The sequence below is a fragment of the Ruegeria sp. YTSC199 genome (assembly GCF_059609725.1).
Genome location: NZ_JBXWMF010000011.1, coordinates 101,925 through 126,416, shown reverse-complemented (window position 1 = coordinate 126,416; position 24,492 = coordinate 101,925). Strand labels below are relative to the sequence as shown.

26 protein-coding genes are annotated in these 24,492 nt (G+C 60.2%); 11 read left to right on the top strand and 15 right to left on the bottom strand.

Annotated features, from left to right (window positions below):
• Nucleotides 1-493: 493 nt before the first annotated feature.
• The 4 genes from rpsT to AC2FEE_RS12675 form a co-directional block, all read right to left on the bottom strand.
• Complete coding sequence (rpsT, locus tag AC2FEE_RS12690) at nucleotides 494-757, bottom strand: 30S ribosomal protein S20 (protein WP_496865685.1); 264 nt, start codon at nucleotides 755-757, stop codon at nucleotides 494-496.
• Between the two features lie 226 nt (nucleotides 758-983).
• Nucleotides 984-1,760, bottom strand: coding sequence for an acryloyl-CoA hydratase (acuK, locus tag AC2FEE_RS12685; RefSeq protein ID WP_496865684.1), 777 nt, complete (start codon nucleotides 1,758-1,760; stop codon nucleotides 984-986).
• 66 nt (nucleotides 1,761-1,826) lie between these two features.
• The gene (gene mutM, locus AC2FEE_RS12680; protein WP_496865683.1) at nucleotides 1,827-2,678 is read right to left on the bottom strand and encodes a bifunctional DNA-formamidopyrimidine glycosylase/DNA-(apurinic or apyrimidinic site) lyase; all 852 of its coding nucleotides are present in this window, start codon (nucleotides 2,676-2,678) and stop codon (nucleotides 1,827-1,829) included.
• The gene (locus AC2FEE_RS12675; protein WP_496865682.1) at nucleotides 2,636-3,343 is read right to left on the bottom strand and encodes a hypothetical protein; all 708 of its coding nucleotides are present in this window, start codon (nucleotides 3,341-3,343) and stop codon (nucleotides 2,636-2,638) included. The genes mutM and AC2FEE_RS12675 overlap by 43 nt, the downstream gene beginning before the upstream one ends.
• 139 nt (nucleotides 3,344-3,482) lie before the next feature.
• Between AC2FEE_RS12675 and ubiE the strand changes: the two genes are divergently transcribed.
• Nucleotides 3,483-4,235 carry a bifunctional demethylmenaquinone methyltransferase/2-methoxy-6-polyprenyl-1,4-benzoquinol methylase UbiE gene (ubiE, locus tag AC2FEE_RS12670; protein WP_496865681.1) on the top strand — a complete coding sequence of 251 codons (753 nt, stop codon included), beginning with the start codon at nucleotides 3,483-3,485 and terminating at the stop codon, nucleotides 4,233-4,235.
• Nucleotides 4,236-4,238: 3 nt separating this feature from the next.
• Entirely contained in the window at nucleotides 4,239-5,768 is a 1,530-nt protein-coding gene (ubiB, locus tag AC2FEE_RS12665) for a 2-polyprenylphenol 6-hydroxylase (protein WP_496865680.1), read from the top strand.
• Nucleotides 5,769-5,864: 96 nt separating this feature from the next.
• Here the strand turns inward: ubiB and AC2FEE_RS12660 are convergent, their stop codons facing one another.
• Nucleotides 5,865-7,040 (bottom strand): acetyl-CoA C-acyltransferase family protein, encoded by a 1,176-nt coding sequence (locus AC2FEE_RS12660; RefSeq protein WP_496865679.1) that lies wholly within the window; start codon nucleotides 7,038-7,040, stop codon nucleotides 5,865-5,867.
• A 117-nt stretch (nucleotides 7,041-7,157) separates the two neighbouring features.
• On the opposite strand from AC2FEE_RS12660, the gene AC2FEE_RS12655 reads away from it, so the two are divergent.
• The 6 genes from AC2FEE_RS12655 to AC2FEE_RS12630 all read left to right on the top strand — a co-directional run bounded on the left by AC2FEE_RS12655 (nucleotide 7,158) and on the right by AC2FEE_RS12630 (nucleotide 12,790).
• On the top strand, nucleotides 7,158-7,721 hold the full coding sequence (locus AC2FEE_RS12655; protein WP_496865678.1) for a helix-turn-helix domain-containing protein: 564 nt from the start codon (nucleotides 7,158-7,160) through the stop codon (nucleotides 7,719-7,721).
• A gap of 108 nt (nucleotides 7,722-7,829) precedes the next feature.
• Nucleotides 7,830-9,017 (top strand): glycine C-acetyltransferase, encoded by a 1,188-nt coding sequence (locus AC2FEE_RS12650; RefSeq protein WP_496865677.1) that lies wholly within the window; start codon nucleotides 7,830-7,832, stop codon nucleotides 9,015-9,017.
• Nucleotides 9,014-9,964: a PLP-dependent cysteine synthase family protein gene (locus AC2FEE_RS12645; protein WP_496865676.1), complete on the top strand. Its 951-nt coding sequence runs from the start codon at nucleotides 9,014-9,016 to the stop codon at nucleotides 9,962-9,964. Before AC2FEE_RS12650 ends, AC2FEE_RS12645 begins: the two co-directional genes overlap by 4 nt.
• 19 nt (nucleotides 9,965-9,983) lie before the next feature.
• A complete protein-coding gene (tdh, locus tag AC2FEE_RS12640; RefSeq protein WP_496865713.1) occupies nucleotides 9,984-11,012 on the top strand; it encodes an L-threonine 3-dehydrogenase in 1,029 nt (342 codons plus the stop codon).
• A 65-nt stretch (nucleotides 11,013-11,077) separates the two neighbouring features.
• Nucleotides 11,078-11,959 carry a tryptophan 2,3-dioxygenase gene (locus tag AC2FEE_RS12635; protein WP_496865675.1) on the top strand — a complete coding sequence of 294 codons (882 nt, stop codon included), beginning with the start codon at nucleotides 11,078-11,080 and terminating at the stop codon, nucleotides 11,957-11,959.
• Nucleotides 11,960-11,962: 3 nt separating this feature from the next.
• The gene (locus AC2FEE_RS12630) at nucleotides 11,963-12,790 is read left to right on the top strand and encodes an alpha/beta hydrolase (protein ID WP_496865674.1); all 828 of its coding nucleotides are present in this window, start codon (nucleotides 11,963-11,965) and stop codon (nucleotides 12,788-12,790) included.
• Between the two features lie 59 nt (nucleotides 12,791-12,849).
• Here the strand turns inward: AC2FEE_RS12630 and infB are convergent, their stop codons facing one another.
• The 6 genes from infB to pip all read right to left on the bottom strand — a co-directional run bounded on the left by infB (nucleotide 12,850) and on the right by pip (nucleotide 20,137).
• Nucleotides 12,850-15,324, bottom strand: a complete 2,475-nt coding sequence (infB, locus tag AC2FEE_RS12625) for a translation initiation factor IF-2 (protein WP_496865673.1) — start codon at nucleotides 15,322-15,324, stop codon at nucleotides 12,850-12,852.
• Nucleotides 15,325-15,332: 8 nt separating this feature from the next.
• A complete protein-coding gene (locus AC2FEE_RS12620) occupies nucleotides 15,333-15,956 on the bottom strand; it encodes an RNA-binding protein (RefSeq protein ID WP_496865672.1) in 624 nt (207 codons plus the stop codon).
• A 23-nt stretch (nucleotides 15,957-15,979) separates the two neighbouring features.
• The gene (nusA, locus tag AC2FEE_RS12615; protein WP_496865671.1) at nucleotides 15,980-17,593 is read right to left on the bottom strand and encodes a transcription termination factor NusA; all 1,614 of its coding nucleotides are present in this window, start codon (nucleotides 17,591-17,593) and stop codon (nucleotides 15,980-15,982) included.
• Nucleotides 17,593-18,183 carry a ribosome maturation factor RimP gene (gene rimP / locus AC2FEE_RS12610; RefSeq protein WP_496865670.1) on the bottom strand — a complete coding sequence of 197 codons (591 nt, stop codon included), beginning with the start codon at nucleotides 18,181-18,183 and terminating at the stop codon, nucleotides 17,593-17,595. Before rimP ends, nusA begins: the two co-directional genes overlap by 1 nt.
• A 158-nt stretch (nucleotides 18,184-18,341) precedes the next feature.
• The gene (locus tag AC2FEE_RS12605) at nucleotides 18,342-19,163 is read right to left on the bottom strand and encodes an ABC transporter substrate-binding protein (RefSeq protein WP_496865669.1); all 822 of its coding nucleotides are present in this window, start codon (nucleotides 19,161-19,163) and stop codon (nucleotides 18,342-18,344) included.
• Nucleotides 19,160-20,137 carry a prolyl aminopeptidase gene (gene pip / locus AC2FEE_RS12600; RefSeq protein WP_496865668.1) on the bottom strand — a complete coding sequence of 326 codons (978 nt, stop codon included), beginning with the start codon at nucleotides 20,135-20,137 and terminating at the stop codon, nucleotides 19,160-19,162. The genes AC2FEE_RS12605 and pip overlap by 4 nt, the downstream gene beginning before the upstream one ends.
• A 48-nt stretch (nucleotides 20,138-20,185) precedes the next feature.
• On the opposite strand from pip, the gene ubiG reads away from it, so the two are divergent.
• Together ubiG and AC2FEE_RS12590 are read left to right on the top strand one after the other, a co-directional pair.
• On the top strand, nucleotides 20,186-20,932 hold the full coding sequence (ubiG, locus tag AC2FEE_RS12595) for a bifunctional 2-polyprenyl-6-hydroxyphenol methylase/3-demethylubiquinol 3-O-methyltransferase UbiG (RefSeq protein WP_496865667.1): 747 nt from the start codon (nucleotides 20,186-20,188) through the stop codon (nucleotides 20,930-20,932).
• A gap of 84 nt (nucleotides 20,933-21,016) precedes the next feature.
• Entirely contained in the window at nucleotides 21,017-21,277 is a 261-nt protein-coding gene (locus tag AC2FEE_RS12590; protein ID WP_496865666.1) for a hypothetical protein, read from the top strand.
• 54 nt (nucleotides 21,278-21,331) lie between these two features.
• Here AC2FEE_RS12590 and AC2FEE_RS12585 read toward each other — a convergent pair whose 3' ends face one another.
• The 4 genes from AC2FEE_RS12585 to AC2FEE_RS12570 are packed head-to-tail and all read right to left on the bottom strand — an operon-like array spanning nucleotide 21,332 to nucleotide 23,640.
• On the bottom strand, nucleotides 21,332-21,772 hold the full coding sequence (locus AC2FEE_RS12585) for a MarR family winged helix-turn-helix transcriptional regulator (RefSeq protein ID WP_475212401.1): 441 nt from the start codon (nucleotides 21,770-21,772) through the stop codon (nucleotides 21,332-21,334).
• Entirely contained in the window at nucleotides 21,769-22,617 is an 849-nt protein-coding gene (locus tag AC2FEE_RS12580) for a carbon-nitrogen hydrolase family protein (RefSeq protein WP_496865665.1), read from the bottom strand. The genes AC2FEE_RS12585 and AC2FEE_RS12580 overlap by 4 nt, the downstream gene beginning before the upstream one ends.
• On the bottom strand, nucleotides 22,617-22,874 hold the full coding sequence (grxC, locus tag AC2FEE_RS12575; RefSeq protein WP_496865664.1) for a glutaredoxin 3: 258 nt from the start codon (nucleotides 22,872-22,874) through the stop codon (nucleotides 22,617-22,619). The genes AC2FEE_RS12580 and grxC overlap by 1 nt, the downstream gene beginning before the upstream one ends.
• A 37-nt stretch (nucleotides 22,875-22,911) precedes the next feature.
• Entirely contained in the window at nucleotides 22,912-23,640 is a 729-nt protein-coding gene (locus AC2FEE_RS12570; protein WP_496865663.1) for a double zinc ribbon domain-containing protein, read from the bottom strand.
• Nucleotides 23,641-23,656: 16 nt separating this feature from the next.
• Here AC2FEE_RS12570 and AC2FEE_RS12565 point away from each other — a divergent pair, with 16 nt between their 5' ends.
• Nucleotides 23,657-24,487, top strand: coding sequence for a methyltransferase domain-containing protein (locus AC2FEE_RS12565; protein WP_496865662.1), 831 nt, complete (start codon nucleotides 23,657-23,659; stop codon nucleotides 24,485-24,487).
• Nucleotides 24,488-24,492 lie beyond the last annotated feature (5 nt).

The following is a 24,492-nucleotide window of genomic DNA, read 5'->3' as shown; positions in this document are numbered from 1 at the left end:
GGTTATTTTGCTTACACTCGCAATAGGGTACCCTCACGCCAAACCACGTAAGTTTGGCGAGGCTGTCCCCAATGTTCAGCACAGCTTGACAACTGGACACCCAAATACAGGGCGCCCCGTATGCCGGGTTGCGCATCGCAAACAATTTTTTAGACAGGGCTCAGATCTTCGGTCACCCAAAGACCTTTAGCAGATCAACAAACGAGCAGTGTCCGTTTGCCAACATTCGTTTCGCGATCAACCTGATGCCCGTCAGTTTGATCAATGAAACAGCCTGTCCCCCCAAGCGAGTGAATCGCTGACTTAGTGGTAGCAAGAGGCCAAGGCGTACGGCAACGAAACTCTGATGTTGACTCGGGTCTTTCGCCGAAAGAATCTCTCGACTTCGTGAAGGCGCGGCTTTCAGGCAACAGCACAAAAAAAGCGCCACGAATTGTGGCGCTTTTGAGAACAATTCAACCGTGAAATGTTGACCTAAGGTCAACCCACGAGTTTAACCCAGTGCTTTGACCCGGGCCGACAGACGCGACATTTTGCGCGATGCGGTGTTCTTGTGGAAGACGCCTTTGGTGACGCCGCGCATCAGTTCGGGCTGAGCCGCACGCAGAGCTGCGGTTGCTGTGTCTTTGTCGCCGGACGCGATCGCTTCTTCTACTTTGCGCAGGTAGGTGCGGATGCGCGAGCGGCGTGCTTTGTTGATTGCGAAACGCTTGTCGTTCTGACGCGCGCGTTTTTTAGCCTGAGGCGAATTTGCCATGTGTTTCTGACCTTCGTTCGGTACGGTTATATTCGGTTACGCGTCACGGATTATCCGCACCGGATCAGATTCACGGGTGTGAGTCGGGCCAGGCGGGCCGCACGCGCATGTATAGCGGCGCTAGTTATCCAAGATTGCAGGCTTTGCCAAGCCGATTCTTTCATTGTGCATAGCAGGCATGAAAAAGGCGGGCCCGGCCCGCCTGTTCCGATCCCCCGCGTGCGCCTTACTTATCGCGGAACTGGGCGGCGCGTTTTTCCTGAAACGCGGCCATACCTTCTTTCTGGTCTTCGGTTGCAAACATGGAATGAAAGACGCGGCGTTCGAACAACAGGCCCTCGCTTAGCGTAACTTCATAGCTGCGGTTGACGGCTTCTTTGGCGGCCATCGTGCTCAGCTGGGATTTCTCAGCGATCTTGTGGGCTGCCCCAATCGCCTCTTCCACCAGCTTCTTGGCCGGAACCACCCGACTGACCAGCCCGGCACGTTCAGCTTCTTCGGCATCCATGAAACGGCCGGTCAGGTTCATGTCCATCGCCTTGGACTTGCCGACAAAGCGGGTCAGGCGCTGCGTGCCCCCCAAACCGGCAATGACGCCCAGATTGATTTCTGGCTGGCCGAACTTGGCGGTGTCAGCGGCAATGATGAAATCGCACAGCATCGCCAGCTCGCACCCGCCGCCCAGCGCGTAACCGGAAACGGCGGCAATGATCGGTTTGCGGATCGCACAGATTCGATCATTGAAATCACCGAACAGATTGGACGCGTAGACGTCGACAAAGCTCATCGTGGACATCTCTTTGATATCCGCGCCAGCCGCAAAGGCCTTGTCCGAGCCGGTGATGATGATGCAACGCACCTTGTCGTTCTGGTCCGCATCTTCAAGCGCCGAGCAAAGCTCCTGCGTGAGCTGTGCGTTCAGCGCATTCATTGCATCGGGTCTGTCGAGCTTGATAAGTGCGACGTGGTCTTCGATTTCGACGATGATCGTCTCAAAAGCCATGAGGTGTAAGCTTCCGGTTGTTCCGTTCAGATACGATTCCTTATCACGCGAGGAAGCTGGATCAAGTTATCTTTGGCATTGCGCGCAATAGAAGGATGAGCGACCGGACTGGGTGATTCTTTTGACGACCGCGTCGCAGCCTTCGGTGCGGCAGGGCTCGCCCTCGCGGCCATAAACGTCAAAGCTGTGCTGAAAATATCCAAGTTCTCCATCGGCTTGGCGGAAATCACGCAGGGATGAACCGCCCGCCTCGATGGCATCCTGCAGCACCTGTCGGATGATTGGAACAAGAGCCGCGACACGTGTCGCAGAAATCTGCCCGGCTTTGCGACGTGGCGACACACCCGCGCGATAAAGCGCTTCGCAGACGTAGATATTGCCCAAGCCGGCAACGATTCCCTGATCCAGAAGCGCCGATTTCACCGGGGAGTTCTTGCCCCTGAATGAGTCGATCAGATGCTGCTCGTGAAAATCGTTGCCCAGCGGCTCGGGCCCCAGAACCGACAATAGCTTATGCTGCTCGGCGGTGGCCGTCGGCAACAGGTCCATCGCGCCGAACCGACGCGGGTCGTTGAAAGTCACCCGCGCGCCATTGGCCATGTGGAATATCACGTGGTCGTGTTTCTCGGGCATCGGATGTTCATGCACAAACTGCCCCAGAGGATCACCCGACACCGTCATTCGCCCGGACATGCCCAGATGGATCAGCAAGGTCTCACCACTGCTGAGATCGGCCAGAATGTATTTCGATCGTCGCCGCAGCCGATCCACCTGCTGCCCGGTCAGCCGTTCGGCCATGCGGTCGGGGAAGGGCCAGCGCAGATCGGGACGGTTCACATCCGCCCGTTCGATCACCACACCTTCCATCGCAGGCGTCAACCCACGGCGGACCGTTTCGACTTCGGGAAGTTCCGGCATGTGCTCTCCTGATTTGCTGCCAGCGCGCTTTCAAACGCCTGCACCATTTCATCATGTCCGATTACATATTTCAGAATCCGCGCCGTCTTCCCATCAGAAAAGCGCAGTACGTATGTGCCGCTGTGTCTGAGACTGATTTTGCTGAGCTTTGTCAGATCATAGTAACGCCGCTGAAACAGCGGACCCGTCAAGACCAACTCAGCCCCGTCGATCGTGATGACGTTGGCAAGATGAAAGACCAACGTGTAGATCACCAAAGCCAGCAGGATGAGCTTGACCGCCACAATCGCTTCGGGGTTTTGCAGCGGGATGGCCTCTTCGAATTCCCCCAGATCGGGCCGCACAAAACCCACATAGAAAAAGATGGCCAGAACCAGGATCGTCACCACAGTCGCGCCGGTAGCCGTGCGAAAGGTTTTGCGCGTCAGAGTCTGTTGCGCCGGTCTGTCGCTGCCCGCGCGCAGCATAGCCTCGTGAACAACGTCGTTTGGATAGTGTCGGGCCAGTGCATCCACCTTGCCTCCCAACCCTTCGGCACGGCGTACCCGCAGGATCGTGCGAAAGACAGCCTTTATCCGCCAACCGAAAAACAAAAATACTAAAGCTATGGACAGCAGAGCTGCGAGAATGCTTGCCAACAGGACATCTCCGAAGGTCTGGAACATCTGATCCCGTCATAGGCCGTGACTAAGGAAAATCTGTGACGCGCCCTTCAATTCGTCGCCCCTGCTACCTTTTCGCGCGATTGTCTTCCCGGCGCGGGGGCCTATAAGGATGAGCAACACAGGCAAAGGCGTCCTTTCTATGTCCGACAATAGCGACAAGACCACTCATTTCGGGTTCGAAACTGTTCGCGAGGGCGACAAGGCCGGGCGTGTGCAGGGCGTGTTCAACTCGGTCGCCTCGAAATACGACGTGATGAACGATGTCATGTCGATGGGTATCCACCGGGTCTGGAAAGACGCGATGATGGACTGGTTGGCGCCGCGCCCCGGCCAACGCCTGCTGGACGTGGCGGGCGGCACCGGCGATATCTCGTTCCGGTTCCTCAAGCGCGCGGGCTATGGCCATGCCACCGTGCTGGACCTGACCGAGCCAATGCTGGTCGAAGGCCGCCAGCGCGCCGAGGCCGATCAGATGTCAGACAGTCTGAACTGGGTGGTGGGTGATGCGATGGTCCTGCCGTTTGAGGACAACACCTTCGACGTCTACACCATCTCTTTCGGCATCCGGAACGTCACCCGCCCGCAAGAGGCGCTGAACGAAGCGTTCCGCGTGCTGAAACCCGGCGGCCGCCTGATGGTGCTGGAATTCAGCCAACTGCCGAATGACGGGCTGCAAAAACTCTATGACCTTTACAGTTTCAACGTCATCCCGCGCATGGGCAAGCTGATTGCCAACGATTACGACAGCTATCAATACTTGGTAGAATCGATCCGCAAGTTCCCGGATCAGGAGACGTTCCTGAACATGGTCCGCGCTGCCGGGTTCGAAAACGCCAAGTACCGCAATCTCAGCATGGGTATCGCCGCGCTGCATTCCGGCTGGAAGATCTGACTCATGCGTGGCCCTCACAATATCATTCGCCTGATCCGCACAGGTGCCACGCTCGAGCGGACCGGCGCCATGAACGTGGTGCTGGACGCTTTTGAGGCCCCGCGCGCCCTGCGTTTCGTGGCCCATGCCTTGGGCAAGCCGTTCCAGTGGCTGGGCTACAAAGGCGACCCCAAAATGCCGCCCGCCACACGGGCGCTTACGGCGCTGGGCCCGGCCTATATCAAGTTCGGGCAGGTCCTCTCGACCCGTCCCGACGTGGTGGGCAATGAACTGGCGGCCCAGTTGCGCGTGCTTCAGGACAAACTGCCGCCCTTTTCCCGTGCCGAGGCCATGGCAGAAGTGACCAAGGAACTGGGTCAGCCGGTAGATGAGGTGTTCTCAGAATTCAGCGAACCCATCGCTGCGGCCTCTATTGCGCAGGTCCACAAGGCCAAGCTGAGCAGCACCGGCGAGGACGTCGCGGTTAAAGTTCTCCGCCCCGGCATCGAACGCGCGTTCCGCAAGGACGTGGATGCGTTCTATTTCGCTGCCCGCATCGTCCAGTTGTTCGCCCCTGGTGCACGCCGCCTGCGCCCGATGGACGTGATCGAGCATTTCGACGGTGTCGTGCGCGGTGAGCTGGACTTGCGTCTGGAAAGCGCCGCTGCCTCGGAATACGCCGCCAACACCAAGGAAGACGCCGGGTTCTGGCTGCCTCCCGTGGTATGGTCCCTGTCCGCCCGCCGCGTCATGACTCTCAGCTGGGCTGACGGCATTCCGCTGGGCGAAAACGCAGCCCTCGACGCCGCAGGCCACAGCCGCCGCGATCTGGCGGAACGGGTCCTGCGCCTGTTCCTGCTGCACGCGCTGCGCGACGGCTATTTCCATGCTGACATGCATCAGGGCAACCTGAAGGTCGCCGCGAACGGAGACATCATCGCCTATGACTACGGCATTATGGGCCATATCGACGAATACACCCGTCGGGTCTATGCCGAGATTCTCTTTGGCTTCATCCGCCGCGACTATAAACGCGTGGCCGAAGTGCATTTCGAGGCCGGGTATGTCCCCGCCAATCAGGACGTCGATGAGTTTGCCCGGGCCCTGCGCGCGGTGGGTGAACCGATCTTTGGCATGGACGCCACCCATATCTCGATGGGACGCCTGCTGAACTACCTGTTCGAGGTCACAGAACGGTTCGGCATGGAAACTCGGACCGAGCTGATCCTGCTGCAGCGCACGATGGTGGTGGTCGAGGGTGTCGCACGGTCGCTCGATCCACATACGAATATCTGGGAGGTCGCGCGCCCCGTGGTCGAGGATTACATCAAGCAATCCATTGGCCCGCGCGCAGCCTTGCGTGATTTTGGCAAAACTGCGTGGGTTCTGGCGCGTTTCGGCCCGCGCCTGCCTGGTTTGGTCGAAAACGCCCTGATCGCCCAGACGCAAAAGGACGAGCCAGAGAAATCACCTCTGTGGTCCGCCGCCCTGCCCGCCGGTATCGGGGCAGCAGCAGGTGCCGCGCTTGTTCTCTTGCTCAACGCGCTCAGTTAGCACCAACTCGCCCGCTTCATCTGCCTAGAAATGCCCACGAGGGGAATCGCACCCCTCGCTATGGAGGGCAGACAGCCCTCCGGCACGCCCCGGTGTTCAGAGCCGCTCGATGGCGATTGCAATCCCCTGCCCGCCACCGATGCACATGGTCACCAGCCCTTTGGTCCCGCCTGTGCGCTCCAGTTCATACAGCGCCTTCAGCGTGATGATCGCCCCGGTTGCCCCAACCGGGTGCCCCAGAGCAATCGCCCCGCCATTCGGGTTTACCTTCGACGCATCCAGCCCAAGCTCCTGATTCACCGCCAGAGCCTGCGCCGCAAACGCCTCATTGCTTTCAATCACATCGAATTCGTCGACCGACAGCCCGGTCTTGTCCATCAGGTTCCGCACTGCCGGAACAGGCCCAATCCCCATCACCTCGGGACGGACTCCTGCATGCGCATAGCCCAGAATGCGCGCCTTGGGTTTCAACCCGGCCTTCTCGGCTGCCGCTGCCGTGGCCAGAACCATCGCCGCTGCGCCATCATTGATGCCCGAGGCATTGCCAGCCGTCACACGACCGTCCTTCTTGAACACCGGCCGCAGACCAGCCAGCGCCTCGGCCGTGGTGGCTTTGGGGTGTTCATCAATCTTGAAGTCGACCATGTCCCGCTTGACCTTGACCTGAACCGGCGCGATCTGGCTGTCGAAATACCCAGCCTCGATCGCCGCCGACGCGCGGGTCTGGCTGGTCATTGCAAAATCGTCCATTTGCTCGCGACTGATCTGATGCTCATCTGCGACGTTCTCTGCCGTCACACCCATATGACCCGTGCCGAAGGGACAGTTCAGCGCCCCCAACATCATGTCCAGCGAAGACACATCGCCCATTTTCGCGCCCCACCGCGCCTGCGGCACGATATAGGGGCTGCGCGACATGCTTTCGGCCCCGCCTGCCACGGCAAACTCGGCATCGCCCAGCATCAGGGACTGCACCGCCGAAACAATCGCCTGTGCGCCCGAACCACACAGCCGGTTCACGTTCATCGCTGGTGTTCCGTTCGGAATTCCCGCCTGCATTGCAGCAACGCGGGACAGGTACATGTCGCGCGGCTCGGTATTGATTACATGACCGAACACAACATGCCCGATTTGTGCGCCCTCGACACCCGACCGCTCCAGCGCGGCTTCGGTGGCAACGGTTGCCAGGTCGATGGGCGCGGTCGAGGCCAGCGCGCCGCCAAAGGTTCCAATTGCGGTGCGGGCACCGTCCAGCAATACGATATCGGTCATGTCAGTCTCCTCCGGGATTCGGTGCCAGTATGCACCTGCAGCATACACATGTCCTATGGGACGTCCCGTCACGGTTGGAATTGACATCTATCCCTGCAAGGCGCATGAAATTCCGTCATGACGGACAATACTGACGATATCCTGACACGCCTGCCCGCCCGCCTGAAAGAGGCGCGCCGGGCCAAGGGCCTGTCGCTTGAAGCCGTGGCCAATCTCAGCGGTGTGTCCCGCTCAATGGTCAGCCAGATCGAACGCGGGGAAAGCAGCCCGACCATCTCGACCCTGTGGAACCTGACCCGCGCCCTGCAGGTCGACTTTGCGGGCTTACTGGAGGAAGCCAACACCGCCGACCAGATCGAGGTCCTGCGCAAAGCCGAAGTGCCCAGCATCGACAATATGGGTCAGAATTGCCGTATCCGCATCCTCTCGCCGCCCGAAGAGGCGGGCGGACATGAGGTCTATGATATCGAGTTCGACACGGGTGGCGCCTTGACGAGCCAGCCTCATGCACGCGGCGCAAGGGAGCAACTGACGGTGTTGGAGGGCGCGGTCCGTGTGTCCTCGGGCACCGCGTCCCGTGATCTGCAACAGGGCGACACGGCCCGTTACGCGGCGGATGTGGCGCATTCGATTGTCGCCGACGGCACGGCGCGCGTGTTCCTGATTGTTAAGAACGCCTGAGGTCAGCACTTCCACTTTTGCGGATTATTTTCTTTTATATTGTAATTCCCCCATTTAGGAATTACATCCGTTATGTTAGACACGCGACTCACATAACCGGAGACCGCCATGGCAGATGCGTTCCTGTCCCACATCACGGACACCCTCGCGCAGATCGAGGCCGAAGGCCTGTACAAACGCGAACGAATGATCACCTCGCCTCAGGGCGGTGAGATCACGGTGGGCGACAAGCAGGTGATCAACCTGTGCGCCAACAACTATCTGGGCCTGGCCGATCACCCCACCCTGATCGACGCCGCGAAGGGCGCTATGGAACCCAAGGGGTTCGGCATGGCCTCGGTCCGGTTCATCTGCGGCACACAGGATATTCACCGCGCGCTGGAACAGAAGCTGGCCAAGTTCCTGAACACGGACGATGCGATCCTGTTTGCCGCCTGTTTCGATGCCAATGGCGGGCTGTTTGAGCCTTTGTTAGGGCCGGAAGACGCCATCATCTCGGACAGCCTGAATCACGCTTCGATCATAGATGGCGTGCGGCTGTGCAAGGCCAAACGCTACCGTTACATGAATAACGACATGAACGACCTCGAAGCCTGGCTGAAACAGGCGCGCGAAGACGGGGCGCGGCATATCATGATCGCCACCGACGGCGTTTTTTCGATGGATGGCTATTTGGCCAATCTGCCGAAGATTCGCGAACTGGCCGACAAATACGACGCCATCGTCATGGTCGACGATTGCCACGCCACCGGCTTTATGGGGCCGAACGGTGCAGGAACGCCGGATCATTTCGGTGTCGATGTGGACATCCTGACGGGAACACTGGGCAAAGCACTTGGGGGGGCAATCGGTGGTTACATCGCCGGGCCGCAGCCGGTGATTGATCTGCTGCGGCAGCGGGCGCGGCCCTATCTGTTTTCTAACTCGCTGCCTCCGTCCATTGTTGCCGCCGGTCTGGAAGCGATCCGACTGGTCGAAGAGGGCAACATGCTGCGGGCCCAACTATTCGGCAACGCCAAATACTGGCGCGCGGGGCTGGAGAAACTGGGCTTTGACCTTTTGCCCGGGGAACACCCGATCATACCGGTGATGCTGGGTGAGGCGAAGCTGGCGCAAAAGATGGCTTCGCGATTGTTTGACGAGGGCGTCTATGTCTCGGGCTTCTTCTTCCCAGTCGTCCCGCGCGGACAGGCGCGGATCAGAACGCAGATGAATGCGGCTCTGACCAAGGATGAACTGGACCGCGCGCTGGCCGCCTTTGGCAAGGTCGGCAAAGAACTCGGTATCATCGAATGATCCTGCCGTCGGTTATCGACACCATTGGCGACACACCTTTGGTTGAGTTGTCGCGCCTGTGCGCGCAGCTTAACCTGAACGGGCGTATTGTGGCCAAGCTGGATTACCTTCTGCCGGGGTTTTCAAAAAAGGATCGGGCGGCCCGATCCATCATCGAATTGGCGCGCACCGACGGCACATTGTCGCCGGGCCAAACGGTCGTTGAACTGACTTCGGGCAATATGGGCACCGGTCTGGCGATTGTCTGCGGCATTCTGGGCCATCCCTTCGTCGCGGTCATGAGCGCTGGAAACTCGGTCGAGCGCGCGCGCATGATGCGGGCTCTGGGGGCCGAGGTCGTAATCGTTCCGCAAGCGCAAGGCAGCAAGCCTGGCGAGGTTTCAGGGGCGGATCTGGCACTGGTGGATGAGGCCGCGAAACGTATCACTGCCGAACGCAATGCGTTTCGCGCCGACCAATTCGGTCATTTGGGCAACCCCAAAGCCCATGCCACCGGCACGGGGCCGGAAATCTGGGACCAGTCTGGCGGGTCCGTGACGGCGTTCTGTGACTTTGCGGGGTCCGGCGGCACTCTGGCCGGAGCGGCTGAGTACCTGACACCGCGTGGCGTTCGCTGTTATGCGGTGGAACCTGAAGGCGCCCGCGCATTGGCAGGAAAAACGGTCAGCAATCCTGATCACCCAATTCAGGGGGGCGGCTATGCTATGGGCGATCTGATCCACCTGAATGGAACAATTCTGGCCGGGCATCTGTCCGTCTCGGGAGACGCAGCACGAGAAGGGGCGCGGCTGCTGGCCCGTACCGAAGGCATTTTTGCGGGCTTCTCAGCGGGAGCAAACCTCGCTGCGGCCATCGAACTGTTGCGTGGTCCCGAAGAAGGCGGCTGCGTTGCGATTGTGATATGTGACAGCGGCCTGAAATACCTGTCCACCGATTTGTGGGAGTAAACTCATGCGACCCAACACCATGAAAGCACTTGAGAAGTCCAAGCCCGAGGAGGGCTTGTGGATGGTACAGGCCCCGGTGCCCGAAATCGGCCCTGAAGAGGTTCTGATCCGCATCAATAAGACCGGCATCTGCGGTACCGACATCCATATCTGGAATTGGGATGAATGGGCCGCCGCGACGGTACCGATCCCGATGATTACTGGGCATGAATTTGCCGGTGAGATCGTCGAGATCGGGCGCAACGTAACCGGCCTTGAGGTCGGCCAGCGCTGTTCCGGCGAAGGTCACCTGATCACCACCGACAGCCGCCAGAGCCGCGCGGGCAAGTTCCATCTCGACCCCGGTACACGCGGGATCGGGGTGAACGAACAAGGGGCGTTTGCGCAGTACCTGAAACTGCCCGCGTTCAATGTCGTCCCCCTGCCCGAAGACGTGCCGGACGAGATCGGAGCGATTCTCGACCCGCTGGGCAATGCGGTGCACACCGCGCTCAGCTTCGACCTGCTGGGCGAGGATGTTCTGATCACCGGCGCAGGCCCCATCGGCATCATGGCCGCTGCCGTTGCACGTCATGCAGGCGCGCGGCATGTGGTGATCACCGATATCAACCCCGACCGCCTGAAACTGGCCGAACACGTCGTGCCAACCGTTCGCACGGTCGATGTGTCCAAAGAGGACCTGCAGGACGTCATAACCGAACTGGGCATGAAGGAAGGCTTTGATGTGGGGCTTGAAATGTCCGGCTCGCAAGTCGCTCTGGACCAGATGGTCGAGGCGCTGGTGATGGGCGGCAAGATCGCACTGCTGGGGATTCCGCCCGGAAAATCTCCGGTCGATTGGTCGCGCATCGTGTTCAAGGCAATCACCATCAAAGGTGTCTATGGGCGCGAGATGTTTGAGACGTGGTACAAGATGATCGCCATGTTGCAGAACGGCCTGGACGTTAGCCGGGTTATCACGCACCAAATGAAAATCGACGATTTCGCCGAAGGCTTTGCCGCGATGAAATCTGGCCGGTCGGGCAAGGTGGTGCTGGACTGGACCTGACGCTCTGGCGCTGTGCGGGTTCTGCCCCTACACATGGGTGGGCCGCAGGCATTTCGGAGGAGCAAATGGGCGACAAGGATGACCGGTATCTTGAGCGCGGGATCGAGGATTCTCTGGTCACCGATTTCGCGCAGACCCATCGCAAGAGCTATGGTGATTTTCTGCAGCTCAAGACCCTGCTGAACCTGCAAAAGACCTTTCAGGACCCCGCGCAACCAGATGAGATGCTGTTCATCATCATCCATCAGGTCAGCGAACTGTGGCTGAAACTGATGCATCACCAGCTGGTCGAGGTGCGCCGTTTTCTGCAAAAGGACGAGTTCGGCCCGGCGATGAAGAACCTCGACCGGGTCAAGGCGATCCAGCGACAGCTGATCGCAGCCTGGGAAACGCTGCTGACAATGACCCCTGCCGATTACCTGACCTTCCGGCAGGCGCTGGGGAATTCGTCAGGGTTTCAGAGCTATGGTTATCGCCAGATCGAGTTCATTCTGGGCAACAAGGATGCCTCGACCCTGAAGGTGCATGAACATGACCCCGAGGTCATGGCGCTGCTGAATGACGCGCTGAGGAAACCGTCGCTCTATGATGAGGTGCTGTTTATGCTGGCGCGCCAAGGGTTTGATGTACCGCAGGACCTTGTAGATCGCGACTATGCGCTGCCCTATTCCGGCGATCCGCGCGTGGTGAAAATCTGGGTGCAGGTGTTCCGCGATACGGATCGTTATTGGGACCTCTACGCACTGGCCGAGAAATTGATGGACGTGGAATCCCTCTTCCAGCGCTGGCGGTTCGATCACGTCACGGCGGTTGAACGGGTGATCGGCAACCAACCCGGCACCGGTGGGTCCAGCGGTGTGGCCTTTCTGCGCAAGGCCTTGGATTTGCGCTTTTTCCATGATCTCTACGATATGCGCACCGAACTGATGTATACCGAGCAGGAGTAAGCGATGCTGTACCGGGGTTTCACTCAGGACGAACTGGATCAGGAATACTCGCCCCGGTCGATGATCGGCGGTGACCTGACCCCCTATGTCGACAGCTACGCCGCGCTCAGCGCTCAGCACCGGGCGCGCATGAAGGTGAAAGAGAATCTGGCTTTTGGCGAAAGCCCGACGCAGGTGCTGGACTTCTTTCCTGCCAAAGGCGCAGGCGCACCGCTGCATGTGTTTGTCCACGGGGGCTATTGGCAGGCGCTCAGCCAGCGCGAGTCGGCCATGATGGCACCGGCGCTGGTCGAGGCCGAGCAGTCATTTGCCACCCTCAATTACACGCTCGCCCCGGATGCACGCATCGGGGACATGATCGAGGAATGCCGCAATGCCCTGCTCTGGCTTGCGGTGAACGCGTTCAGTCTGGGGTTCGATCCATCCCGCGTCACCCTGTCCGGCCACAGTGCCGGTGCCCACCTGGTAAGTATGGTCATGGCGGGTTCGGCCGATGCGCTGGCCCGTGCCGGGATGCGCGTGCGCGATGTGATCCTGATCAGCGGTATTTACGATCTGGAACCGATCAGCCTGACCCCCGTCAATGATCCGCTGCAACTGACCCCGGTCGAGGTGAATGACCTCTCACCCATTCGTCATCTGCCCAGGCCCGGCCCACGTTATCACGTGACCGTGGCCGAACGGGACACGCCCGAGTTCGTTCGCCAAAGCCGGGATTATGCCGAATTGCTGCGCAAGGGCGGGCATTCGGTCAGTTTCGATCTGAAAAAAGGTATGCAGCATTTCGACATCATCATGCATCCCGGCACTTTCCTACCCTCTGGGCACTAGCCCAAAGAAAAACAGCGGCCCGAGGGGACCGCTGTTTTCAATCTCTTCGCAAAGCCGGATCAGTCCAGTGTGCGGGTGACCTCTTCGCGTTCGAAGATTTCGATCACGTCGCCTGCGCGGATATCGTCGTAGTTCTCGAACGCCATACCGCATTCCTGACCCGACTGAACTTCGGCCACTTCGTCCTTGAAGCGTTTCAGCGTCTTCAGCGTGCCTTCGTGGATCACCACGTTGTCGCGCAGCAGGCGAACACCTGCAGAACGACGCGCCACGCCTTCGGTAACCAGACAGCCGGCAACCTTGCCAACGCCAGTGACCTTGAAGACTTCGCGAATCTCGGCGTAACCGATGAACTTCTCGCGGATCTCGGCGCTCAGCAGGCCGGATGCGGCCGCTTTCACGTCGTCGACCAGATCGTAGATCACCGAGTAGTAACGGATTTCCACGCCCTTCTGGTTCGCCGTGTTCCGTGCCGAGGCATTGGCACGCACGTTGAAGCCCAGGATCGGCGCACCGGATGCTTCGGCCAGGCCGACATCGGTTTCGGTGATTGCACCTACGCCCGAGTGCAGCACGCGCACGCGCACTTCGTCGTTGCCGATCTTCTCCATCGCCTGAACGATGGCTTCGGCCGAACCTTGAACGTCTGCTTTCATCAGAATTGGCAGTTCGTTGACGTTCTCGTCTTCCTTGGCCTTCTGCATCAGCTGCTCAAGGGTGGTTGCGGCACCAGCGGCGGCGCGTTTGTCCTTGGCGGCCTGTTCGCGGTATTCAGCGATCTCACGGGCCTGCGCTTCGGTCTCGGTCACGTTCAGAACGTCACCGGCCTCGGGTGTGCCATTGAGACCCAGAACCTCGACCGGCACCGAGGGACCAGCTTCTTGGACGCGCTCACCCTTGTCGTTGATCAGCGCACGGACTTTACCGTACTGCTCACCCACAACGAAGATATCGCCCTGATGCAGCGTGCCGTTCTGAACCAGAACAGTGGCCACAGGGCCGCGGCCCACGTCCAGCTGCGCCTCGATCACGGCACCTTGGGCGGCACGATCGGGGTTGGCTTTCAGTTCCAGAATCTCGGATTGCAGCGCGATGGCTTCCAGCAACTCGTCCAGACCCTGACCGGTGATGGCGGACACTTCGACGTCCTGAACCTCACCCGACATTTTCTCAACGATCACTTCGTGCTGCAGCAGATCGGTGCGGACTTTATCCGGGTTTGCGTCCGGCTTATCGACCTTGTTGATCGCTACGATCATCGGGACCTCAGCCGCCTTGGCATGATTGATCGCCTCGATGGTCTGCGGCATCACTGCATCGTCGGCTGCAACGACCAGAACAACGATGTCCGTGACCTGAGCACCGCGCGAGCGCATTGAGGTAAAGGCCGCGTGGCCAGGCGTGTCCAGGAAAGTCAGCGTTGTGCCGCCATCGGTTTTAACCTGATAGGCACCGATATGCTGAGTGATACCACCCGCCTCGCCCGCCACAACGCGCGCATCACGAATCGCATCCAGCAACGAGGTCTTACCGTGGTCAACGTGACCCATGATGGTGATGACCGGCGGACGCGGCTGCAGATCGCCTTCGCTGTCTTCGACCTCTTTGATGACGTCTTCGACATCCGAATCAGAGACACGGGTGACCTTGTGGCCAAATTCTTCGATGATCAGCTCGGCGGTATCGGCGTCGATGGTCTGGTTCTGCGTGACCATCATGCCCATGTTCATCAGCGATTTGACCACATCAGCCACACGCTCGGCCATACGGTTGGCCAGTTCCGAGACCATGATCGCCTCGGGCAGCTGAACGTCGCGGATGACCTTTTCCCGCTCGACCGGGCCGCCCATGGCTTTTTGACGCGCACGCTCCTGCTTGCGCTTCATCGACGCCATCGAGCGTTGGCGGTTGCCTTCGCCACCGGTGGCCTGACCCAGTGTCAGTTTGCCGGAACGGCGGTTGTCATCACGCCCTTTGCCACGACCGCGCTGTTCGCGTTCACGATCCTGCTTGCGCGGCGTCGCCGCAGGTGCCGGCTTGCTGGCCGGTGCACGGGCGGCTTTGGGTTCTTCGGGGGCCGGAGCGGCAGCAGCGCGTTTGGCAGCTTCTTCTGCCTCTTGGCGCTTGCGTTCTTCTTCTTCGGCCTTGGCGCGGGCGCGTTCTTCGGCCTCACGCTGCTCACGTTCCTTGGCTTCCTGCTCGGCACGGCGACGGGCGCGTTCTTCTTCACGCGCCTTTTCAGCAGCCTCGCGGGCGGCGGCCTCTTCGACCTCGCGCGCTTTGGCGGCCTGCAGCGCCTTCATCCGGCGGGCCATTTCCGCGTCGGAAATCCCGGCAGGGCGACGCGACGGATCACCCGAGGGCGTCGCTCCGCCACCCGGTTTGCCGGCGCCCGGCTTGGGAACCACCACGCGTTTGCGTTTGGTTTCCACCACGACATTCTTGGTGCGTCCGTGGCTGAAACTCTGTTTCACATTACCGGGGCGTGCCCCGCCACGAAGACCCAATGTCTTTTTGCCGTCATTATCGCTCATAAAGCTTCTTACCCTTCCGCGCGGCCCCTGCCGCCGTCATCCGTTTCGCGCAAGCCACGCAGGCGCTGCGCTTCCTCTACAACACGTTTGGCGAGTCCACCAGAGGCCAAGGCCGCATGAATCACCGTTTGGCGCCCAAATGCCTGTCCTAACTCGTCCGCAGTAAGCCATCCGATGTATTTCCCGAAGTGCGGCGTGCTGAGTTTCGACTTGCCGCGCCCCGATCCATCTGTGGCCTGAATCAGCACCTGGGCCTCTTCCCGGTCCAGCCACGTCTTGACCTTTTCGTACCCGGCGACCGCGTCACCGGACTTGCGCGCAAGGCTCAACAACTCGATCACCCGGCGCGTAACCTGCTTTTCGACCTCGTCCACCAGGTCCTGCGGCACGTTCACCTGCGCCTTGAACCCACGGGCAAACAGTTTCTTGCCCACCGCCTTGTTCAGCGCAGCGCGGTCCGCCGCTACATAGACCCCGCGCCCCGGCAATTTCGCCGCGACATCCGGATAGACCTGACCGTCCGGCCCCGTCACAAAGCGGATCAACCCGTATTTTGGCTGAACCTCGCCCGTGGCGATGCACTTGCGCTCAGGTCCGTCAGACCGATCCTTATGGACGCCACCGCGACTCATATGCGCACCCCGAGGCCCTGAGATCAGGCCTCGGCCTCCTCTTCAGCGACTTCGCTGTTTTCTTCGGCTTGCTCCAGCTCGGCCGGATCAACCCAACCCAGCATGATGCGGGCGGTCATGACCAGATCCTGCGCCTCTTCCAGCGTTACGCCGAAAGGCTCAAGCACACCGTCATCCTTGATACGCTCACCGTCGACCGTGGTCCAGCCACCGGCCAGTTCCCAGTCGGCGCAAGTGGCAAAGTCTTCCAACGTCTTCACGTCGTCCTTTGCCAGAGCTTCTACCATTTGGGGTGTCAGACCTTCGAATTCAATAAGGCTGTCTTCGGCACCCAAGGCACGGGCGCTGTCCAGTGCCGCTTTGGCCTGAGCTTCCAGGAACTCACGGGCACGGGTCTGCAGTTCCTGCGCAGTGCCTTCGTCAACACCGTCGATGACCAGCAGTTCGTCGATCTCGACATAGGCCACTTCTTCCAGGTTTGTGAAACCTTCCGACACCAGCAACTGCGCGAAGAACTCGTCCAAATCCAAGCTGTCCATGAACAGCTTGGTGCGGGCTTCGAACTCTTTCTGACGGCGGGCCGATTCTTCGGCCTCGGTCATGATGTCGATATCCAGACCGGTCAGCTGGCTGGCCAGACGCACGTTCTGACCGCGGCGACCGATGGCGAGGCTCAGCTGCTCCTCCGGTACAACCACTTCAATCTTGCCGGCTTCTTCATCCAGAACCACCTTGGAGACCTCTGCGGGCTGCAACGCGTTCACCAGGAAGGTCGGCTGATCTTCGTTCCACGGGATGATGTCGATCTTTTCGCCCTGCAGCTCGTTTACGACGGCCTGCACGCGGCTGCCGCGCATACCAACGCAGGCACCGACGGGGTCGATCGACCCATCATACGAGATCACGGCAATCTTGGCGCGCGAACCAGGGTCACGGGCCACGGCCTTGACCTCGATGATGCCGTCATAGATTTCCGGCACTTCCATCTTGAACAGCTCGGCCATGAATTCCGGCGCGGTGCGCGACAGGAAGATCTGGTGGCCACGAACTTCGCGACGGACCTCTTTGATATAGGCACGCACACGGTCATTCGGGCGATAGCTTTCGCGACCGATCTTGTCATTGCGGCGCAGAACAGCTTCGGCACCGCCCAGATCGACGATGACGTTACCAAATTCTTCGCGCTTGACCGCACCGTTGATGATGGTGCCCGCACGATCCTTGAACTCTTCGTACTGACGATCCCGCTCGGCTTCGCGAACCTTTTGAAGAATCACTTGCTTGGCGGATTGCGCCGCGATCCGGCCCATTTCGACCGGCGGAACTTCTTCGACGAAGACGTCACCAACCTCGGGCGCTTCCATATACTGTTTGGCCTGCTCGACGGTCATCTCGGCCTGATAGTTTTCCAGCTCTTCATCCTCGACCACGGTGCGGACGCGGGTAAAAGTCGCCTTACCGGTCTTGCGGTCAATGCTTACGCGGATGTCCATTTCGGCGCCGTAACGGCTCTTGGCGGCACGCGCGAGCGATTCCTCCATCGCTTCGACAACCAGACCGGGGTCGATCATCTTTTCGCGGGCCACGGCCTCGGCGGTCTGCAGCAGCTCCAGCTGGTTGGCTGAGGTGATTGCCATCAGTTCGTCTCCTCTTCGGACCCTTCGGTCTCAATCTCGTCGAAAGCGTTTTCGTTCAGGGCACCGGCGTCCTTGCGCTGGCGCAGCATTTCCTTGATCAGATCATCGGTCAGGACCAGCTTGGCATCGCTCAGCCAGTCGAATTGCAGACCAATAGTGATCGTCTCGTCCCCTTCGGGGATGTTGATCAGAACCTCTTCGCCTTCTATCCCGGCCAGCTCACCCTTAAAGCGGCGGCGGCCGTCGATCAGCTCGGCGGTTTCAATCTTGGCCTCATACCCTTCGAACATCTCAAAATCCTTGAGACGGGTCAGAGGGCGGTCGATGCCAGGGCTGGACACTTCCAGCGTATAGGCGTCCAGGATCGGGTCCTCGACGTCCAGCGTGGCGCTGACCGCATTCGAGATTTCGGCGCAATCATCCACCTCAATCCCGCCATCGGGCTTGTCGGCCATGATCTGCAGTGTGGTCTGCTTACCGCTCATCAGGCGAATGCGGACAAGCTCATAGCCCAGATCCTCGATCACCGGGATCAGGATCTCGGCCAGTCGCCGGTCGATTGCTGCTTTGGCTATCAGGTCGTTTGTCATCTGGTCTCTACCCTGTCAGTCGGGCACAAAAAAACGGGCGCGCGGCCCGTCGAAATTTCCGGTGGAGCCCCGGACCGAAGCCCGACACGCCGCTGTTGAAACTGCATATACGCAGGGTTTTTCGAAACTGCAACCCCCGGCAGGATTCGTGAACGGATTTACACCCGCCACCACCGCTCGGCGATGCGTCCGTCATCCAGCGCGCGTCTTGCGCCGATCTGGCGCGGCATTCCCACATGCGGGGCCACGGCCAGCGCCAGATCTGATTCGCTGGGGTGATAGCGCAGACCGCGCTGCCCCTTCAGATCATCGCCTTCGGGCAGGGCCGCTACATCCACATAACCATCCCGCAAGGCCTCGGCCCGAACGCGGGCGTCCGGGATCACAATGATCTCGAAAGATTCGGCCCACCCGGCGGTGCCGTCCTTGTAGTGTCCGGCAACCTTGTGACCCAGGAAATGGCGATCATCCTCGGCCCGTTCGACGCGGTAACACCCGGTACCATTGGCCGCGTGCAGAGGTGTTACACCCTGCCCGTTGCGCGTTATGACAAAGCGGCTGTTGGCCAGCAGGAAGGGCAGTCCGGGGTTTGCCTCAGCCAGTTCCAGCCGCACCGAGTCCACTGTCAGCGCCTCGGCCTGCCCGACCTCACGCAGCACCGAGACCACGTCGGCCACATCCAGCGCCGCACCATCGTGGAACGCCACGTCGGTGCGCAGGTCAAAACGCCAGACGCGCGCGTCGGACTGGGTTTGCCAGCCAGTCGCCAACTCGCCCCGCAAGGTGCCGTCGGGCGCGATCTCGGTCAGGGTGTCGAACACGGCGCCACGGGCCACCTGTTCCAGACTGTCATCGCGCGGCACCGCCAGCCGCAGCGTGCCGCCCGCTTTTGGGGTATCCGAAAGTGACGCCCCGGTGGCCGCCAGCAGCGCGGCAGCAGCACCCGAGGCAAACAGAGCACGGCGGTCAATCCGGGTCATGCCACCCCCTCGGCCACGCGGTCCATGATACGGACCAATTCGGCACTGATACCGGGCTCAGAAAGGGCGTGACCTGCGTTGCGTACCATTTTCAACTCGGCGTTGGGCCAGCGTTCGGCAAGATTCCAAGCAGCCTGCGGCGGGCAGATCATATCATAACGTCCCTGCACGATATGGCCGGGGATATGGGCGATCTTCTCGACCTGGTCCAGAATCTGCCCGTCTTTCTCAAGGAAGGCCGCATTGATGAAGTAGTGATTCTCGAGCCGCGCAAAGGCACGCGCATATTCGCCGGGGCTTTCCCCTGTCGCACCGTTGGTGTGGATCGACGCCAGCGCGTTTTCCCATGCCGACCACGCCCGCGCGTAGAGAATTTCAGTTGCGCGATCCCCCGAGAACAGGCGCTTGTTATAGGCCCCGATGGTATCGGACAGCTCTGCCTCGGTCAGCAGGGCGGTGAATTTCGCCCACGGCTCGGGCCAGAACTTGCCTGCGCCGCCGCCATAGAACCAGTCCAGCTCTGCCTTGGTGGCAAGGAACACACCGCGCAGCACCAGACGGTTCACACGGTCAGGATGGGTTTGCGCATAGATCAATGCCAGGGTCGCCCCCCAGCTGCCGCCGAACACCGTCCAGTCGTCGATATCGACCAAAACCCGCAGCCGCTCGATATCCTCGACCAGATGCCATGTAGTGTTATCGGTTACTGATGCATGGGGCCGCGACCGGCCGCAGCCGCGCTGATCAAACAGAATCACCCGGTAAACGGCCGGATCGAAATAGCGCCGCATCGCGGGGCTGCAGCCGCCTCCGGGACCGCCATGCAAAACGACAACCGGCAGCCCATCAGGATTGCCGCATTGTTCCATATAAATTCGGTGCCCGTCGCCCACATCGACCATACGCTGATCGAAAGGATCGATCGGCGGGTACAGATATTGAACTGCGCGCTTTTGGTCCGGGTACTTGTCCATTATGGCCCTATATAGTCCTTAAACGTAAAAGAGCATACGGAGACAGGAATGCAAGCGCATCCGAACACGGTGGACCCATCCGAGATCGCAAAATTCGAAGCGATGGCGGCGGAGTGGTGGGACCCTCATGGGAAATTCAAGCCTCTGCACATGCTGAATCCGTGCCGCTTGGACTATATCACACAACAGATCGCGGGCGAATTTGACCGTGATCTGAAGGCCCCGCGTCCGTTAGATGGCCTGCGCCTGCTGGATATCGGTTGCGGCGGAGGGCTACTGAGCGAACCCATGGCACGCCTCGGCGCCGAGGTCGTAGGTGCCGACGCCGCCGAGGGCAACCTGCCCGTCGCCCGCATCCACGCCGAGCAATCGGGGCTGAACATCGACTACCGCCACACCACCGCCGAGGCGATGGCAGCCGATGGCGAGCAGTTTGACGTGGTGCTGAACATGGAGGTGGTCGAACACGTTGCCGATCCGTTGTCTTTTCTGACTGCGACACAACAGTTGCTGAAACCCGGCGGGCTGGAGGTTTGTTCCACCATCAATCGCAACCCAAAATCCTACGCCATGGCCATCTTTGGCGCCGAGGTCGTCATGCGCTGGCTGCCGCGCGGCACGCATGAATGGAACAAGTTCATCACGCCTGATGAACTCTTTGACCTGCTGCGCCAGGCCGGGCTGGAGCCGGTGGACCGTAAGGGATTCGTCTTCAACCCGATCCTGTGGAGCTGGTCGATCTCGGACCGGGATTTGAGCGTGAATTATGTGACAGCGAGTGTGAAGCCGGGTTAAACTCAACACACGACAAAAATGATAAAGAAATGGACAAATAAGTGGTTTCTTCCGCTCTATGATCGAAACCCGCTTCTCGGGAGCATGTTCGGTCTTGCAAGCATGCTTTTCACGTTCTTCCCAATTTGCGTTTTCATGCTTTTGCTTGAAGAGATCGTCGGAATACCACTTTCGATTATTGCATTTGTGCTTGCGCCTCTTTTCATCATGTTGATGAAACCAGTGATAATGATGATTTTCCTGGCAAGCGAGTTTCTGTGGGAAACTTTTGGAATTTACTCTCTTTTGAAAGTTGAAGGCCGCCCCATTCGAAACAGTTATGAGCCTGAAAAGAGTAGTGGATGATAAACTTTTGTTTCTTCAAACCTTTGCATGGACACTGAATTGCGTTTCTCGCCCCTATTCCCCCTCCAACTGCAATCGCAAATCCCGCAGCACCGGCAGGGTGCTGCGCACGCGCTCCAGCCCCAGTTCTCCGACCACGCGGTTGATCAGCGGCGCAATCGACGAAATTGCCTGATCGCGTGCCCTGCGACCGGCGGGGCTGATTGCGACCATCTTGCGACGGGCGTCGTCCCAGTCGGGGCGGATGTGGATGTAACCGGCCCATTCCAGCTTGGCCAAGGTATTGGTCATCGCTCCGCGCGTGACGTGGAAGGTGCTGGCCAATTGCGCCGGGGTGCGCTCATCGCCCACAAACACCAGATGGTTCAGCACCGAGAAATGCGAAATTTCCATGCCCTTGGGCAGCACCCGGCTGAGCCGGTTCCGCAACAGTTGGTCGGCGGTCAGGATCTCGCTGAACAGCGCGACCGCAAGGGCATTGTGTTCGTCAGTCATGTCTCGGTTCTGGATCCGGGCCCGTCGAAAGGCCGCACGTGAGTCACTGAGGGCACGCGGCGGCGCGCCTCTGTCACAGAACTATCATCCAAATCGAAAATGTGAATGCCCGGATCGGTGCCTGCGTCGATGACGACATCACCCCACGGGGCCACAACCATGCTGTGCCCGTAGGTGTGGCGGGTTCTGCCGCGGGTTTTCGGGTGTTCTCCGGTTTGCGCCGGGGCCAGTACCCAGCAGCCGTTTTCAATCGCCCGCGCCCGCAGCAGCGATTGCCAATGGGCCGCTCCGGTGACCGGCGAAAACGCCGCCGGGACGGTCAGGACACGCGCGCCCGCCTGCGCCAAAGCCGTATAGAGATGCGGAAACCGGATGTCATAACAGATCGTCATTCCGACCGCGCCAAAATCGGTCTGAGCCATCACCGCCTTGTTCCCAGCGCGATAGTTTTTGGATTCGCGGAAGGTCTCGGATTCCGAGACCTGTACGTCAAACATGTGAATCTTGTCGTACCGCGCCACGATCTGCCCCTGCGGGCCGATCATGAAAGAGCGGTTGGCAAAACGCCCATCGGCATCATGGGTCTTGATTCCCAATGAGCCGATCAGCAACCACACGCCCAGTGCGGCGGCCTGATCTCGCAGGCCGGCCAACGTCTGGTCATCCTCTTCGTGCTGTAAAACCTCACGCTGACGTGTCGTGCTGGTGGACACGCAGTTCGTCACCTCGGGCGTCAGGATGAAACGCGCACTCAGCCCGGCCGCCTCGGCCATCATAGCGCGGACAGTTGCCAGATTCTCGGCCGGATCATCCGACGAAGTGAGCTGCAGCAGCGCGGTTTTCATCAGGCCGCCAGCAGACGATCCAGCTTGCCCTGACGCTCCAGCTCATAGAGGTCGTCGCAGCCACCCACGTGCTGCGTGCCGATGAAAATCTGTGGCACGGTGCGTTTGCCGCCAGCGCGCTGGATCATCTCGGGCTTGCGTTTGGGATGCAGCAAGACATCGATCTCCTTGAATTCGACGCCTTTCTGTTTCAGCAACCGCTTAGCCGCGTGGCAGAAACCGCACAGCGGCGAGGTGTAGAGTTCAACCGGCTTCATATTCCGTCCCTTCGGGTTTCGCACAATCCTGAGCGAATTAGGCATCCTTGGCAACGCGCGCCAGAGCCAACACGAAAATATGATTTGCACCCGCGGCAAGACAAACACGCGCACAGGCCGCCAGCGTTGCGCCCGAGGTCATGACGTCATCCACCAGCAGCACATCCCGCCTCTGCATCCGTTGACGCCGTTTGGGGTGCACCACGATGGCGTCCGACAGCGTTTCAGCCCGTTCGGCAGCGGTTTTGCCATCCAGCACCGGGGTCCGCACCCGTCGCACCAGCAAGTCCGGGCAGACATCCAAACCGGTCTGATGCCCTAAATGCTGCGCCAGAAGGGCCGACTGGTTGTAACGCCGTTTCAGCAGCCGCGACCAATGCAGGGGCACCGGTGCGATCAGCATGTTGTCGCGAAACAAGTCCTGCCCGGCCTGTGCCATCCAGCGGGCCGCCGGTTTCGCCAGTTCCGGCCGGTCCCCGTGTTTCAGTGCCAGAACCAAGGCCCGCGCCTTGCCGTCATACAAAAGCGCCGCACGCCCATCCTTCCACGGGCGTGGCGTTTTCATGCAATCGTCACATTCGATCCGGTGACCGTCCACCTCGCCCGGCAGTGGCACGCCGCAGCTTTCGCACACCACCCCGCCGATAAAGGGTGTGTCGCGCCAGCAATGGCCACACAAACCGAAATCCGCTTCGGTCAACTCGCCGCATCCCAGACAGCGCGGCGGATAGATCAGTTGAACAGCGGTTTGAATCCGCTGCCACATGCGGTAATTGCGCCTTATGAAGTTGCCTGACTCCAACGCACCCTCTCTGTTCGACCGCCCGGCCCTGACCCGGCACCGCGCCCGCGCGCTGGATGACGCGTTGTTTCTGCACCATGCCGCCGTGGACGAGGTGCAGGATCGGCTCTCCATGGTTAACAAAACCTTTACGGCACCCGCAGCGGTGACGCCGTTTGCGCAGATTTGGCGGGATGTGCTGCCCGGGGCACAGATCATCGCAGATGACGAAGTTCTGGCTCTCACGCCCGGGGGACATGATCTGGTGATTCACGCCATGGCGCTACACTGGGCCAATGACCCAGTGGGCCAGTTGATCCAGTGCCACCGCGCCTTGCGACCTGACGGGCTGCTGCTGGTGGTTTGCCTGGGTGGTGAAACCCTGCACGAACTGCGCGCCGCCCTTGGGCAGGCCGAGATCGAAGTCACCGGAGGTCTCAGCCCGCGCATCGCACCGATGGCCGAACTGCGCGATCTGGGCGGCTTGCTGCAACGTGCGGGTCTTGCGCTGCCGGTGGCCGACACCGCGCGTCTGACGGCGGAATACCGCGACCTGACCCACCTGATGCGCGATCTTCGGGCGATGGGAGAGACCAACAGCTTGTCTGGCCGCGTAAGTCACCCCACAAGACGGCAGGTATTTGCCCGGGCGCAGCAGATCTATGCCGACCACTTCACCACCCCTCAGGGCCGTCTGGCCGCCACGTTTGATCTGATCTGCCTGACTGGTTGGTCACCCGACGAAAGCCAACAGAAACCCTTACGCCCCGGATCGGCTCAGGCACGTCTTGCCGATGCGCTGGGTGCAAAAGAAGGCAAACTGCCCGATTGACGGCC